The following is a 13,281-nucleotide window of genomic DNA, read 5'->3' as shown; positions in this document are numbered from 1 at the left end:
CATGCGTGACCGCCCCGGAGGGCTCCGGGGGAGTCACACAGCCGTCGCGGGCCGGGCGGGCTACCTGGGCCAGTGGGCGATCTGCACGTTCTCGAGCACGCCGACCGCGTCCGGCACGAGGATGGCGGCGGAGTAGTAGGTGCTGACGAGGTAGGAGGTGATGGCCTTCTCGTCGAGGCCCATGAAGCGGACCGACAGACCCGGTTCGTACTCGTCCGGCAGTCCGGTCCGGTGCAGTCCGATGACGCCCTGGTTCTCCTCGCCCGTACGCATGGCGAGGATGGAGCTGGTCTTCTCCTTCGTGACGGGGATCTTGTCGCAGGGGAGGATCGGGACCCCGCGCCAGGCCAGGACCTGCTGACCGCCGACGTCCACCTGGCCCGGATAGATCCCGTACGAGTTGAACCCGCGCCCGATCGCCGCGATCGCCCGGGGGTGCGCGAGGAAGAACTTGGTGCCGCGGCGCCGGCAGAGCAGTTCGTCCATGTCGTCAGGGGTCGGCGGGCCCGAGTGCGTCTGGATGCGCTGCTTGAAGTCGGCGTTGTGGAGCAGGCCGAACTCCCGGTTGTTGATCAGCTCGTGCTCCTGGCGCTCGCGCAACGCCTCGACGGTGAGCCTGAGCTGCTCCTTGGTCTGGTCCATCGGTCCGTTGTAGAGGTCGGCGACCCTCGTGTGGACCCGCAGAACGGTCTGGGCGATCGAGAGTTCGTACTCGCGCGGCTTCAGTTCGTAGTCGACGAACGCGCCGGGCAGTTCGTGCTCTCCGGTGTGCCCGGCCGACATCGCGATCTCAGCCTCGCCGCGATGGTTCTGCCGTCGGCGGGAGAGTGCTGAGAACGCATCGAGGTGGGCTCGGAGGCTCGGCGCTGTGGACAGCACGGCCTCGAAGTCGGCACGTGACAGGGTGAGGAGCGTGCCCGAGGTCTCGGCGGTGGCGGTGTGCTCCCACCGCGCGTCCTCGTCCTGCAGGGCCTTCTCTCCGAACCGGTCGCCATCGGCGAGTACGTCCAGGGTGACCTCGTCGCCGTAACTGCCGACGGAGGCCCGGCCGATGCGGCCGTGGGCGATCAGATGGAGCTTGTCCGCCGGTGCCCCGCGCTCGACCAGCGTCTCGCCGACGCGGAAGTCGCGTTGAACGCACCGATCGGCGATGGCTGTCAGCACCTCCACGTCGTCGAAGCCGCGCAGCAGGGCCAGTTCACCGAGTTCACGGGGAATCACCCGGGCTTCGGCGCCGTCCTGGACGAACTCCACTTTTCCGTCGCCGACGGTGCAGGTCAGGCGGCGGTTCACCCGGTAGGCCCCACCCTGGGTCTCCACCCAGGGGAGCATGCGCAGCAGCCAGCGAGAGGTGATCTCCTGCATCTGCGGGGCGGACTTGGTCGTGGAGGCGAGGTTGCGGGCAGCCGCCGTGCTCAGGCTGGATTGCCGCGGCGGCTCCAGTCCCACTTCCGGACTCGAGTCAACAGTCATCGGGGGAGCGCTCCTTGGTCGGGCGGTGATGTGCGCATACGGACGTCACGGGCAACAGGAGGTGAAAGGGGTATATGAACGGGAACCCGTCCAGACCCAGGGAAACACTAATGTCCGCTCAGCCTCCTGGGCCAAGGAAAGTCGCCGACATTAACTCGATACGATGATCGCGTCCGCACGATGTTTGTCCGGGTGACGACGTGATCCAGCCGGACGTATTCAGCCGGACCGGAGGCGCGTGCAGGGGAGGAGTGGCCCCGCTCGATCGCGCAGCTGTGTGTCGGGGTGACGTACGTGATCAGTCACCCTCGTGCTCAAGAGCCCGGTGGCGGGGTGCGTGCCCTGGCACCGCGTCATCACCGGATCACGCAGGGGCTTACGGGTGTGTGCTCCGGCACATGGGGCGACACGGTCAACCGTGCCTCTGCGCGCCCGCTCCAGGCGCGCCAAGTACTTGATGTGGCGACGCACCGTGCCCCTTGCCACTGCTGGCCGGGGGCACGGTGCGGTCTCGGTCTCGGTACGCCGGCCGCGGTGGATCAGCCGCAGTTCGTCGCGTACCTGATGACGTACTGCTCGGGCGCGGGGCCGATGGCGCCGGACCAGTCGATGCAGGCCCCCTTGCCGCTGATGTACACGGGGCCCGCGTAGCTGGTGTACGTGCCGTGGTCGTCGACAGCGGTGTCGCCCTGGTCGGCGAGCTGGAATCCCGCGTAGACGTAGACAGCCGAACCCGGCGTGTTGCGAATGGTGACGATGCAGTTCTTCCCGGTGGCCGCGCTGTAGGTCAGATACGTCATGCCCCGGGTGCCCACCGCACCCGAATTGACGACGGAGTATCCGGCTCCACAGGCGCCGTTGTACGCCGCTGCCGCGGAGGCCGAGGGCGCGGCGACGAGGCCGGCCCCGAGGAAGGTCATCGAGAGAGCGCCACCGGTGACCGTACGCCGCAGGGAGGGACGCATGAATACTCCTTCAGGGACGACCGTGAGGGCCGGAGATGATCTGATGATCATCAGAGCACCGAGGGTGTGTTCGCGTCAACATCCTGTAATCGCCAACACATTGTCGTGACGCTGGAGTTCGAGCGACCCGAGCCGCGCTCACCGGAGCGGACCCCATGTGAAACGGAACGTGGCCGAGTGGGTGCCGCTCCTTGCGGCCCCCCTCCGTCACCTGTCAGACTGGTGATGTGAATCTCGAACACGTCTTCGTCTGCGGGAACCCCGCCCTTGACTTCGCCGCTACCCTCCGGGCTCGCCGTTCGGTGCGGTTCGAGATGTTCGCGACGCCGGACCGGCTGACGGCCTGGTACGTGGAATCGGGAGTCGTCGATGCCGTCACCCCCGGCACGGAGGGTGACGTGCGGCAGGCGAGAGCCGTGCGGGAAGCCATCTACGAGCTGGTCACGGCCCGGCGCCTGAGGGAGGAGTTCGGCGAGGAGGCGCGCGGTGTGCTGAACGGCGCGGCGTCCAGGCCCGCCGCTGCGCCGCAGCTCACACGGACCGGGCGCCGGACCGAAGCGACTCCGGCGCAGGCTCTGTCGGCCGTGGCCCGGCTCGCCGTCGAGCTGCTCGGTGGGCCCGAGGTGCCCTTGATGAAGGAGTGCGGCAACCCCGAGTGCACACGCGTCTACATCGACCGGTCCCACGGCATGCGGAGGCAGTGGTGCGGGATGGACTCGTGCGGCAACAAGATCAAGGCGGCCGCCTACCGTGCGCGAAAGAAGAGTGTGCCCGCCGACTGAGCCGGGCACAGAGCCACGGCGCCTCGCGCCCGTACGTCAGCCCGCACGCACTCCGGTGAGAAAACGACCGGCGATGTCGACGCGCTCGTCGAGCGTGGTGGGCGTCTGGCCGAAGTCCACGAACAGTTCGTGCACGCCGGCCTCGGCGGCCTCCCGGGCGTAGTCGACGTACTGCTCCAGCGTCCCCCGCTGTGGCACCTGCTCAGGCTCGGCCGCGGTGCCGGTCAGCACCGGGTTCACACGCAGCGCCATACGCAGGGATGCCGGGTCCCGCCCCGCCTTCTCGGCTTCCTCCACGATGGCGCCCCACATGTCCATGAGACGCGTCAGCGGCATGGCGCCGGGCAACCAGCCGTCGAGCCGCCGGCCGATGCGTGCGAAGCCCCGGGGTGTGAACGCCGCCAGGAGTACAGGTGGCCCGGGCCGCTGATGCGGCCTGAGGCCGACCCTGGTCTCGGGGACGGTGAACAGCGGACCCTCGTGGGCGAAGGTGCCGCCGGACCAGTACCCGTCCAGGACGTCGAGCGTCTCGTCCAGTCGCGCGCCCCTGCCGCTCCAGGGCACGTCCACGGCCTCGTACTCCTCGGGCATCCAGCCGAGCCCGAGGCCGACGTCGAGACGTCCGCGACTGACCACGTCGAGCGTGGCCAGTGACCTGGCGAGCATGATCGGCGGCTGCCAGAGGCCGTTCAGCGTGCTGGTCCCGAGACGCACCCTGTTCGTGTGCGCCGCGGCGAAGGTCAGGGCCACCAGGGGATCCAGGTGGTTCTCGTAGGTGCGCGGCATCACGCCGTCCTGGCCGGGGTAGGGGACGCTCGGCGCGACGGGGGCGAGTACACGGTCGCCCGTCCACAGGGAGTCGTAACCCATGTCCTCCGCGGTGCGGCTGACTCTCATGATGCCTTCCGGCTGCGCGTCCGGGCCGAAGGTCGGGAGGGTCACGCCTAGTCGCATGTGAGTGCTTTCTGTGGCAGGGGAACCCACGATGCCATGGGACCGCGTGCGGGGGAACAGGGCTTCGCTCCGAGCTCACCTGCGGGGCGGGGTCACGACGCCCACGACATCGCCCCGAGGGCGGCCGTGGTGCTGCCCTCGGGGCGGTTACCGGCCGGATATCAGCGGCGGGCCTCCAGCTTCGTGTCGCCGCGGGTCGCCACGCGCATCGCGTCGCCGGCGAGCAGGTCGTGCGGGAAGCCGAGCTCGATGGCACTGGCCTGGTCGAGGCGGGCCAGCTGGGCGGCGGTGAAGTCGACCTCCAGCGCGCCCAGATTGTCCTCCAGCTGCGCGGTGGTGCGGGCGCCGATGACCGGTGCCGTCACGCCCGGATTCCGCAGCGTCCAGGCCAGCCCGACCTGGGCGGGTGTGTGGCCCAGCTCCGCGGCGACCTCCTTCACGGCGTCCACGATGTCGAAGTTACGTTCGGTGAGCGCGCCGGTGGCGATCGTGACGCTCTTGCGGGTGCTGTCGGCGACGTTCGTCGCGGTCAGGTCGTCGCGGCTGTATTTGCCGGTGAGTACCCCGCCCGCCAGCGGTGAGAACGGGACGACCCCCAGCCCCATCTCGCGCGCCATGGGTATCAGGTCACGTTCCCCGGTGCGCTCGATCAGGTTGTACTCGATCTGCAGCGCGACGAGCGGCGACCAGCCGCGCAGGTCCGCTGTCGCCTGCATGCGCGACACCTGCCAGGCGGGGGTGTTGCAGATCGCCACGTGCAGGACCTTGCCCTGCCGGACCAGATCGTCCAGGCCGCGCAGGATCTCCTCGACCGGCGTCGTGTGGTCCCACACGTGCAGGTAGAGCAGATCGATGTAGTCCGTGTTCAGCTGTCGCAGACTGGCTTCCACCGACGCGAACAGGCTCTTGCGCCCAGGACCACCGGAATTCGGGTCGCCGGGCCGGCGCAGGGTCGTGTATTTCGTTGCCAGCACCAGGCTTTCGCGGTTGTCGCGGGTGAATTCGCCCAGCAGACGCTCGGAACTGCCATTGGTGTAGGTGCTGGCGGTGTCGATGAAGTTGCCGCCGCGCTCGACATAGAGGTCGAACAGTTTGCGCGCCTCGTCCTGCTCGGCGCCCCAGCCCCATTCGGTGCCGAAGGTCGCCGCGCCCAGTGCCAGGGGTGAGACCCGCAGCCCGGAGCGGCCCAGCAGCCGGTATGTGTCGAGGGTGAGTGACATCGTGTCCTCCTGTGCTTGTGATCCGTTGCCGGACACGAGTCTGTGAGCGCCGCGGGCCGGGGGTAAGGGAGAAGATTTCCTGGGAACGCCAGTCCTACCCTGGCTGTAGCATCGAAGACGATGACCCGCACTGTTGACATGACACAGGAGTTGGCCGCGTTCCTGCGGACTCGTCGGGAGCGCCTGGACCCGGACGATTTCGGTCTGCCGCCCCGTCGGCAGGCCCGGCGGACCCCGGGACTGCGCCGCGAGGAAGTCGCCGAACTGGCCGGGGTCAGCATCGACTACGTCGTGCGGCTGGAGCAGGGCCGCGGGCTGCGGCCTTCGGCGGACGTGGTGGAGGCGCTGGCGCGGGCGCTGCGCCTGGGCCCCGACGAGCGCGCCTACCTCTTCGACCTGGCACAGCACCGCCCCCGCAGCGCGGACACGCCCGCCACCACCGCGGCGCCGCCGCTGGCCGGGTTGGTCGCGGACCTGTCGCCGCTGCCCGCCATGCTGCTGAACCACCGCTACGACATCCTCGCCTGGAACGCCGAAATGGCGAGCCTGCTCCTGGATTTCGGCACCCTGCCGCCGTCGCAGCGCAATTCGATGTGGCTCTGCCTGGTGCATCCGGTGACGCGTGAGTTCTATGTCGACCGGAAGCGTGTCGTGCGCGAGGGAATCGCCCATCTGCGTGCCGCGTGGGCTGCGCATCCGGAGGACCGGGCGCTGGCCGACCTCATCGCCGAATTCATCACTCGTGACGATGAGTTCGCGCGGTTGTGGGCCGAGCGGGACGTGAAGGCCAACGGTCGCGGGAGCAAGTTGATGCGACATCCTGACGTCGGTGTGATCGCATTGGATTTCGAAGTGCTCATGCCGCTTCAGGACACGGACCAGCGGCTGGTGATCTACCGTGCCGCCGACGACGACAGCCGGTCGGCGCTGGACCGGTTGTGCGCACGGTGACGACGGACGGTCCAGTCGCACGCTGAGCCGGGCCCTCGTCCCGGCACGGGGTCGAGGGCGATGAGTTCTGCCGTGGTTTCCGGTCTCTATTACCAGTGGTGATCGACGGCACCCGAGGAGCGCATCATGACTGCTACCTACACATTCGACGTCTTCTCCAGCCTCGACGGCTTCGGCGCCGCAAGCGGCGACTGGACCGGCTACTGGGGTAAGCAGGGCCCCGAGCTCCTCGCCCACCGCCTCGCCCTCTACGGGGTGGAGCAGCGAATGGTTTTCGGGGCCAACACCTACAGGGCGTTCGCGCGGATGCTGGCCGCGAGCACCGAGGAGTCCGACGTGCGTGACCCATGGGTCACGCGAATGCGGAGCCTGCCGGCCACGGTGGTCTCGACCACCCTGGACGGACCTCTCGACTGGCCGGACGCGGACGTCGTGAGCGGCGACGCCGTCGATGTCGTCGCCCGGCTCAAGGAGGAGTCCGAGGTCCCGCTGCGTTCGCACGGGAGTCTGTCGATGAACCGTGCGCTGATGGCCGCAGGCCTGGTCGACCGTGTGCAGGTCACGCTGTTCCCCGTGATCACCGGCCGGACCGGGCTGGACCCGGTCTTCCAGGGCGCGGCCGACTTCGACCTCGAGCTGATCGAGTGCCGAACCCTCGACGGCCACATCCAGGAGCTCGTCTACCGGCCGGCTCCGCACGTCTGAGTCCGTCCGGTAGGCCCCGATGCTGAGACATCCGTCTCAGCATGTGGTGCGGAAGTTTGACATTAGATGAGCTTATAGTCAATAAAGGTCATGCTTTGGCCACTTATTCACGTCCTGTTGCCCGGGGACCGTGAGGGCTGCCCCGCCTAGACGAATGAGTACTGCCGTGTCCCACTCCGCCCCCGACCGCGCATCCCTCGACCCTGCGGAGGAATGGGACGCCTGGCGCGCCGGGCGCCACCGCGCGCTCACGGCCCCGACGGGCAATCTCGCCCTGGTCGAGACCCGCTGGGCCCCGGCGGGCGAGGTCCCGGACGCGGCGGACGCGCGCGCGGGCCGGCCGGGCACCGTGACCGTCACCACGCTCCGGCGCACCGACCGGGTCACCGGCGAGGACGAGCACGGCCTGCGCTTCTGGGACGCCGACGCACCCGCCATCCGCCACTTCGACCGGGTCGACGCCTTCCCCTACGACCCGGCCTGGGTCCTGGAAGCGTCGTACACACCCGTCGCCGGGGCCCGGCGCATCGCCTTCGAGCACATCCGGGACAACGGCGGCAGCCGCGACCTGGCCGTCCCCGGCGACATCACGCTCACCATCGACGGCCGCGGCTACACGCTCAGTGCCTTCGACGACGACGGCACCCTGCTGCTCGTCTTCGGCGACCCGACCAACGGTGGTATCACCTACGGGGCCGGCCGCTTCCTCTTCGTGCGGCGCACGCACGACGAGAGCCGGGTCGTCCTCGACTTCAACCAGGCCTTCGTGCCGCCCTGCGGATTCTCCGATCAGTACAACTGTCCGATGCCGCCGCGGCAGAACCGCTTCCACCTGCCCGTCGAGGCCGGCGAGAAGCTCCCCCTCTTCCGCGACGGCTTCGACGCCCAGCACTGATCGGCCCGCAGCTCCCCGCACCGAAAGAGCCTCACCCATGAGTGCCCTACGACGCCGGGGACACCTCCGGCGGGCGGCTCGCCGGACCGGGCGGCGGCCATCTGCTCGGCACCGACAAGCTCGGGCGTGACCTGGTCACCCAGGTGATGACCGGCTCCCGCATCGCCGTCGAGGCCGGCGCGAGCCTCGCGCTGGTCGGCGAGTCCGGCGCGGGCAGGACGACGCTGCTGCGCCCGCTGCTGGGCCTGGCCCGTCCCACGGCCGGCACCCTCCGCTTCGACGGGACGGTGCGTCTTCCAGGACCCGTACTCCTCGCTCGACCCCAGCCGACGCGTGGGTGTGATCGTCGCGGAACCGCTGCGCTCCCTCGGTCTCGGCATCCGTACCACAGCGCTCCCCAAGGTGGCCGAGGCGCTGGAGCGCGTCGGTCTCCAGGCGGACGCCGGTAGACCGCTGCCCGCACGAGTTCGCCGGCGGCCGGCGCATCGCCATCGCCCGCGCGACGGTCTGCGATCCAAGCGTCCTGCCGGCCGACGAGCCGGTCAGCGCGCTGGACGTCACCACCCGGGTGAAGGTCGTTGATCTGCCGGCCGAACTCAAGGAGGAACGACCTGTCGGTCGTGGCCTCCCAGTGCGCGCGCACCGCCGTGCTGGAGCGCGGCCTCGTCGTCGAGCAGGGGACCACCTCCCAGGTGCTCGGTGAACCCGCGCACTCCTACACCCGCCGGCTGATCGAGAGCGTGCCGCGGCTGCCCACGGCATGGCCGGCCTGATCACAAGACCGGCGTAACAGCCCCTGGGCCGTGTCCCCATGGCCCTGGATACTGTCGCGCCTCACGCACCGGACACGAAGCACTGCGGGCGCTGCCCGGTCGGATAATCCAAGTGCGCTCCGGTCGCCCAGCGTGATACTCCTCCTTGCCATGAGTGATCTTGTGACAGCGCGGCTCGTGCTTCATCCGTTGTCGGTCAGCGAGTCGGAGCGAGTGGTGGCGGGCGAGTCGCACAGCGGTGCCCGATGGGCGCCCGGATATCCCACCGAGGGGGACGTGTCAGCCGCCAGGCGTTTCCTGGCCACCTGCGCCGACACCGGTGATCCACAGCCGTTCGGCAACTATGAGATCCGTCGCCGCGAGGACGGTCAGGCGATCGGCGGCCTGGGCTTCCACGGACCCGCGGATGCGAACGGCAGCGTCACGATCGGCTACGGCCTCATCCCGTCAGCGCGAGACCAGGGATACGCCTCCGAAGCCCTCCGAGAACTGCTGCTGTTCGCGCGGGCACGCGGCGTCACCTGCGTGAAGGGCGACGCCGATCACGACAACATCGCGTCCCAGCACGTCATGACGGCAGTCGGAATGCGGCCGGCCGGAGAAGACGAACGCGTCAGGTACTTCGAGATCGCCTGGACCGACACGACGGCGGCCGGTGATCGTAATTGACCGGGCCGACGCTCCGGAGAGATCCAAGCCTTGCTCGAACCAGCAGTCCTCGAACCAGATAGCGTGATCGACCTGCGCGGCAGCCAGGCTGAGGCGCCCGGATATCCGGGCACCGGCCAGACTCAGGGACGCGATGGCGCCCGTCTGTTTGCGCCCTGGAGGAGCGCCACGATCACCATGGCGCGAACTGTTCGACCGGGGCCATAGTTCACGCTCGGATGAAGTCAACTCGTCGTACAAGAGCACTCGTGCAGAGTAGTGATCGTCCGGCGGTGACACTCCTCGCCCGACGGGAGCCGGCCGGTCACGGCCGGCCCGCCTTCTCGACAGCGGCGGTGACCCGGGCACGGAAGGCGGCCTCGCCGGCGGCGTCGTAGTGCTGAAGAGAGTTCCACCAGCGGTCCCAGTCGAAGCCGTCACAGTGGTTGAAGGGGTGAGCGGTGGCGCGCAGCTGCTGCCACTCGCGCACGATGGCCACCGTCTGAGACTCGGTGCGCTCGGCCGGGTCCGTCTTCAGCAGGTTCTCCAGCATCCCGGCGGAGGCGGAGGCGGAGACGTAGCGGCTGAGGGCTCCCATGGCGAAGGAGAGCTCGCCGGTCTCGCCGACTTGTTCGTGCAGCCGATCCAGCTGCTGGTACCAACCTTCAATTGCCGGCCTCCGGCCTCCGGTCTGGCACGCCGTATTTACCGTCGGCGGCTGACCGCTGTCCAGAAGGCGCCTACCACTGCCAGAGGGACACCGACGAGAAAGGATATGAGCTCCGGCGAGCTGGCTTGGTTCGACTCGTCCGGATCTCCATTTGCGGCGCCGATCGAGTGCACAAGGCGCTCGATCTCGGCTCTGTCCTCGCTGGACAAGCCGTCCGATCCCAGCTGGCTCGCCAAATCGAGAACTCGCTCTTCTTCCTCGGCCGAGAACGGAAATGACCCTTCGAGGGTGTCTTTCCCTGAGGTGGGGAAGCACAGCATTGATCGCCCCGTACGACTGTCCAGGTAAATCTCCCTTGCCGTACATGCGGTTCCAGACTTGACGAAAGCAACCCGGTACTCACTCCCGGCTGTAAAAATGCCGATGAGCCCGTAGGCGGCCAGTGTGAGCCCAAGGGCGAGGCAGGCGAGTGCAGCTCGGCCGGCCCTCGGGCTTGGCGGCAGCGGCACTCGCGAGGGGGTACCGGATGAAGAATCCACGGCCCACGGCCGCCCGTTCTTCCTTGCGCGATCATTCAGAGAATTCCGCCGATACCCCGGCCCGCGCGCGGAGAGGAGGGTGCGCAACACGGCCAGACTCATCGCCCGCCCCATTCATCGAGAGCACCAACGCTTCGATGCTACCGACAGATTTCATTGAGGGTGACGAAACCTCAGATTTCACCTGCCTCAACTCCGGGTTCTAGGCAGCACAGCTTCTCGACGCCGACTTCTGTGCCTGAGGTCGGCGTCGACGTCTGCCTTGCAGGCCAATACCAGTAGGCGAGCGCCCGGGGTCGGTGGTCGGCGGGAGGGCATCGATCGGGGCTGGTCGGCGTTCAGCGTGTGGGCGCAACTGGTGGCCCGTTACGAAGCCCGGCCGCGGCTCGGGCCAGTGCGGCAAGGGCCGATGAGTGGTGTCCGGCTGGCCAGGCAAGCACGGTTGTGATGTCCGGGGCGTCGACGACGGGCACCGCGACATGGTCGGGCCACTGCCAAGCGCGGCTGGAGGCAGGGATGACGAGCAGGGTCTTGCCGAGCGCGACGAGCTGAGCGAGCTGTGACTGGGTGTGCACCTCTGGCCCGGGGCCGTCGGGGTAGTTGCCGTCGAGCCGGGGCCATCGGGCGATGGGAAGGTCAGGCACGTTGCCGACGTCCGCGAGGGTGAGCTGGGGACGTGCGGCGAGCGGGTGTCCCGATGGGAGGAGGGCGACTTGGCCTTCGGTGCAGAGGTCCTCGGTACCGAACCCGGCGAGGTCGTCGACCGGCCGGTGCATGAGGGCCACATCGGCGCGCCCGCTGCGCAGGTACCGTGCCTGCTCACCGACCTCGCACAGGACGACTTCGACCGGTGCCGTATCGGTGTCGGCTGCCCACGAGGCGAGGAGCCGTTGCAGCAGCTCGTGTGATGCGCCGGATTTTGTCACCAGTACCAGCGGCCGCTGGGGATCCGATGCCCGCCGGGTCCGGCGCGCGGCAGCTGCGACCGCATCGAGGGACACCCGGGCTTCGCGCAGCAACACCTCGCCGGCGCCGGTGAGGGCCGCCCCCCGTCGGTCCCGGTCCAGAAGCTGGACGCCGAGCCGACGTTCCAGCTGCCGGATGGCGCGCGACAGCGGTGGCTGGGCGATCCCGAGCCGCTGGGCCGCGCGCCCGAAGTGCAGCTCCTCGGCGACCGCGACGAAGTACCGCAGCTCACGCGTCTCCAGGTCGTCCATGCGCACAGCCTATCCACCTCCTGATACCTGCCGGGTATCACGACGTACTTGATCGATATTGGACGAAACGGACGCCCCACGCCGAGTATGGGCAGCGTGAACAACACCAAGACAGCGCTGGTCACCGGTGCGAACAAGGGAATCGGCTTCGCCATTGCTCAGGGCCTCGGAGTCCTTGGCTTCACCGTCGCCGTGGGGGCGCGTGACGAAGTCCGACGCAAGGAGGCTGTGGAGCGGTTGCATGCGGCAGGTATAGACGCGTTCGGAGTCGCCCTCGATGTCACCGACGACGGCAGTGTCGCCGCAGCGGCCGCGAGCATCGAGAAGGAGGCCGGACGACTCGACGTCCTCGTCAACAACGCAGGAATCTCCGGCCGGTTCGAGGACGGGGCGCAGGACCCCACGACCCTCGACCTCGACGTCCTGCGCACAGTCCTCGAGACGAACGTGTTCGGGGTTGTACGGGTGACGAACGCGATGCTCCCGCTGCTCAGCCGTGCCGCCTCGCCCCGGGTCGTCAACATGTCCAGCAACATGGGCTCGCTGACGCTGCAGACCGGCCCGGTCATGGCCGCCTACGCACCCTCCAAGTCGATGCTCAACAGCGTCACAGCACAGTACGCCCGCCGATTCGCTGACACGGACATCATCGTGAATGTGGCATGCCCCGGGTACGTCGCAACCGACTTCACCGGATTCGCCGGGGAACGAACACCCGAACAGGGCGCCGCGATCGCGCTTCGCCTCGCCACCCTGCCCGACGACGGCCCCCGAGGCGGCTTCTTCGACGACAAGGGAGCCGTCGCCTGGTAACTCTGCGTGCCTGGACGGCCGCCATGGGTTCTCGTCTGTGTCTGACCGGGCACCTGAACTCTCTGGCTGGCCCTTGTGCGCCCTCCCAGCAGCACGCCAGATGCAGACTTCACGGACCGGCCACCGTCATGTCACGAACGTGTTCTGAGAACGATCAAGACGCAACTGGGGCAACCAGGCCGACTGTCTGAGAAGGCAGAAAGCCACACAGGCGAACAGTCGCCCGGATCACCTGCCCGTCCGCTCCCCAAGAGCATCCCCACGCAGAGGAATGACACAGCATGCGCACTCGGAAGATCTCGGTACTGACCATGACCGCAGTGGCCCTCGGCCTGACGCTGACGGCATGCAGCAACGACAGCGCCGGCAACGCGTCCTCTTCCGCGAGCAGCTCATCGACGGCGGCCACGAGCACCACCCCGCAGTCCGACACCGCGGAGGGCAAGTCGTCAGGCACGCCCGCCAAGTCCGACATGAAGTGCACGGACCAGATCAACTATGCGGGTGATTCTCGCTCCAACGCTGAGATCAACTCCATTGGTGAGGAGACGGGGACGTGCCCGCCGGTCCAGAAGTCGCCGTCCGACATGAAGTGCACGGACCAGATCAACTATGCGGGTGACTCGCGCTCCAACGCTGAGATCAACTCCATTGGTGAGGAGACGGGGACGTGCCC

The 13,281-nt window shown here is 68.4% G+C and carries 13 protein-coding genes and 1 pseudogene; 8 read left to right on the top strand and 6 right to left on the bottom strand.

The features are described from left to right. Positions 1-60: 60 nt before the first annotated feature. Entirely contained in the window at positions 61-1,473 is a 1,413-nt protein-coding gene (locus tag ACIREO_RS26975) for a family 2B encapsulin nanocompartment shell protein (RefSeq protein ID WP_404114691.1), read from the bottom strand. Between the two features lie 539 nt (positions 1,474-2,012). Then, positions 2,013-2,438 (bottom strand): spore-associated protein A, encoded by a 426-nt coding sequence (locus ACIREO_RS26970; RefSeq protein ID WP_404114689.1) that lies wholly within the window; start codon positions 2,436-2,438, stop codon positions 2,013-2,015. Between the two features lie 227 nt (positions 2,439-2,665). On the opposite strand from ACIREO_RS26970, the gene ACIREO_RS26965 reads away from it, so the two are divergent. After that, positions 2,666-3,220, top strand: coding sequence for a CGNR zinc finger domain-containing protein (locus ACIREO_RS26965; RefSeq protein WP_404114687.1), 555 nt, complete (start codon positions 2,666-2,668; stop codon positions 3,218-3,220). 36 nt (positions 3,221-3,256) lie between these two features. Here ACIREO_RS26965 and ACIREO_RS26960 read toward each other — a convergent pair whose 3' ends face one another. Next, on the bottom strand, positions 3,257-4,162 hold the full coding sequence (locus tag ACIREO_RS26960) for a TIGR03619 family F420-dependent LLM class oxidoreductase (protein WP_404114685.1): 906 nt from the start codon (positions 4,160-4,162) through the stop codon (positions 3,257-3,259). A gap of 173 nt (positions 4,163-4,335) precedes the next feature. Further along, positions 4,336-5,394, bottom strand: coding sequence for an aldo/keto reductase (locus ACIREO_RS26955; RefSeq protein ID WP_404114683.1), 1,059 nt, complete (start codon positions 5,392-5,394; stop codon positions 4,336-4,338). Positions 5,395-5,514: 120 nt separating this feature from the next. Here ACIREO_RS26955 and ACIREO_RS26950 point away from each other — a divergent pair, with 120 nt between their 5' ends. The 5 genes and pseudogenes from ACIREO_RS26950 (at position 5,515) to ACIREO_RS26930 (ending at position 9,387) form a co-directional block, all read left to right on the top strand. Continuing rightward, positions 5,515-6,345 (top strand): helix-turn-helix transcriptional regulator, encoded by an 831-nt coding sequence (locus tag ACIREO_RS26950; RefSeq protein WP_404114681.1) that lies wholly within the window; start codon positions 5,515-5,517, stop codon positions 6,343-6,345. A 126-nt stretch (positions 6,346-6,471) separates the two neighbouring features. After that, on the top strand, positions 6,472-7,050 hold the full coding sequence (locus tag ACIREO_RS26945; protein WP_404114679.1) for a dihydrofolate reductase family protein: 579 nt from the start codon (positions 6,472-6,474) through the stop codon (positions 7,048-7,050). A 154-nt stretch (positions 7,051-7,204) separates the two neighbouring features. After that, entirely contained in the window at positions 7,205-7,945 is a 741-nt protein-coding gene (locus ACIREO_RS26940) for a DUF1684 domain-containing protein (protein WP_404114677.1), read from the top strand. A gap of 146 nt (positions 7,946-8,091) precedes the next feature. After that, positions 8,092-8,718, top strand: a pseudogene (locus ACIREO_RS26935) (ATP-binding cassette domain-containing protein). 150 nt (positions 8,719-8,868) lie between these two features. Continuing rightward, positions 8,869-9,387: a GNAT family N-acetyltransferase gene (locus ACIREO_RS26930; protein ID WP_404114675.1), complete on the top strand. Its 519-nt coding sequence runs from the start codon at positions 8,869-8,871 to the stop codon at positions 9,385-9,387. A 304-nt stretch (positions 9,388-9,691) separates the two neighbouring features. Here ACIREO_RS26930 and ACIREO_RS26925 read toward each other — a convergent pair whose 3' ends face one another. Next, complete coding sequence (locus tag ACIREO_RS26925) at positions 9,692-9,964, bottom strand: hypothetical protein (protein WP_404114673.1); 273 nt, start codon at positions 9,962-9,964, stop codon at positions 9,692-9,694. A 949-nt stretch (positions 9,965-10,913) separates the two neighbouring features. Further along, positions 10,914-11,792 carry a LysR family transcriptional regulator gene (locus ACIREO_RS26920; protein ID WP_404114671.1) on the bottom strand — a complete coding sequence of 293 codons (879 nt, stop codon included), beginning with the start codon at positions 11,790-11,792 and terminating at the stop codon, positions 10,914-10,916. 87 nt (positions 11,793-11,879) lie between these two features. On the opposite strand from ACIREO_RS26920, the gene ACIREO_RS26915 reads away from it, so the two are divergent. Both ACIREO_RS26915 and ACIREO_RS26910 read left to right on the top strand, forming a co-directional pair. Beyond that, on the top strand, positions 11,880-12,605 hold the full coding sequence (locus tag ACIREO_RS26915) for an SDR family oxidoreductase (RefSeq protein ID WP_404114669.1): 726 nt from the start codon (positions 11,880-11,882) through the stop codon (positions 12,603-12,605). A gap of 281 nt (positions 12,606-12,886) precedes the next feature. Beyond that, on the top strand, positions 12,887-13,281 hold a 395-nt coding region (locus ACIREO_RS26910; protein WP_404114667.1), incomplete at its 3' end, for a hypothetical protein.

It is taken from the genome of Streptomyces sp. NPDC102441, from assembly GCF_044765585.1.
GTDB lineage: Bacteria > Actinomycetota > Actinomycetes > Streptomycetales > Streptomycetaceae > Streptomyces.
Note: the sequence above shows the minus strand (reverse complement) of the source record. Positions and strands in the feature narration are given on the sequence as shown.

Bases quoted from the DNA above. Each gene is read 5' to 3' on its own strand.
- ACIREO_RS26920 (WP_404114671.1), bottom strand. From the start codon at position 11,792: ATGGACGACCTGGAGACGCGTGAGCTGCGGTACTTCGTCGCGGTCGCC.
- ACIREO_RS26925 (WP_404114673.1), bottom strand. From the start codon at position 9,964: ATGGGAGCCCTCAGCCGCTACGTCTCCGCCTCCGCCTCCGCCGGGATG.
- ACIREO_RS26915 (WP_404114669.1), top strand. From the start codon at position 11,880: ATGGGCAGCGTGAACAACACCAAGACAGCGCTGGTCACCGGTGCGAAC.
- ACIREO_RS26970 (WP_404114689.1), bottom strand. From the start codon at position 2,438: ATGCGTCCCTCCCTGCGGCGTACGGTCACCGGTGGCGCTCTCTCGATG.
- ACIREO_RS26930 (WP_404114675.1), top strand. From the start codon at position 8,869: ATGAGTGATCTTGTGACAGCGCGGCTCGTGCTTCATCCGTTGTCGGTC.
- ACIREO_RS26955 (WP_404114683.1), bottom strand. From the start codon at position 5,394: ATGTCACTCACCCTCGACACATACCGGCTGCTGGGCCGCTCCGGGCTG.
- ACIREO_RS26945 (WP_404114679.1), top strand. From the start codon at position 6,472: ATGACTGCTACCTACACATTCGACGTCTTCTCCAGCCTCGACGGCTTC.
- ACIREO_RS26975 (WP_404114691.1), bottom strand. From the start codon at position 1,473: ATGACTGTTGACTCGAGTCCGGAAGTGGGACTGGAGCCGCCGCGGCAA.
- ACIREO_RS26950 (WP_404114681.1), top strand. From the start codon at position 5,515: ATGACCCGCACTGTTGACATGACACAGGAGTTGGCCGCGTTCCTGCGG.
- ACIREO_RS26940 (WP_404114677.1), top strand. From the start codon at position 7,205: ATGAGTACTGCCGTGTCCCACTCCGCCCCCGACCGCGCATCCCTCGAC.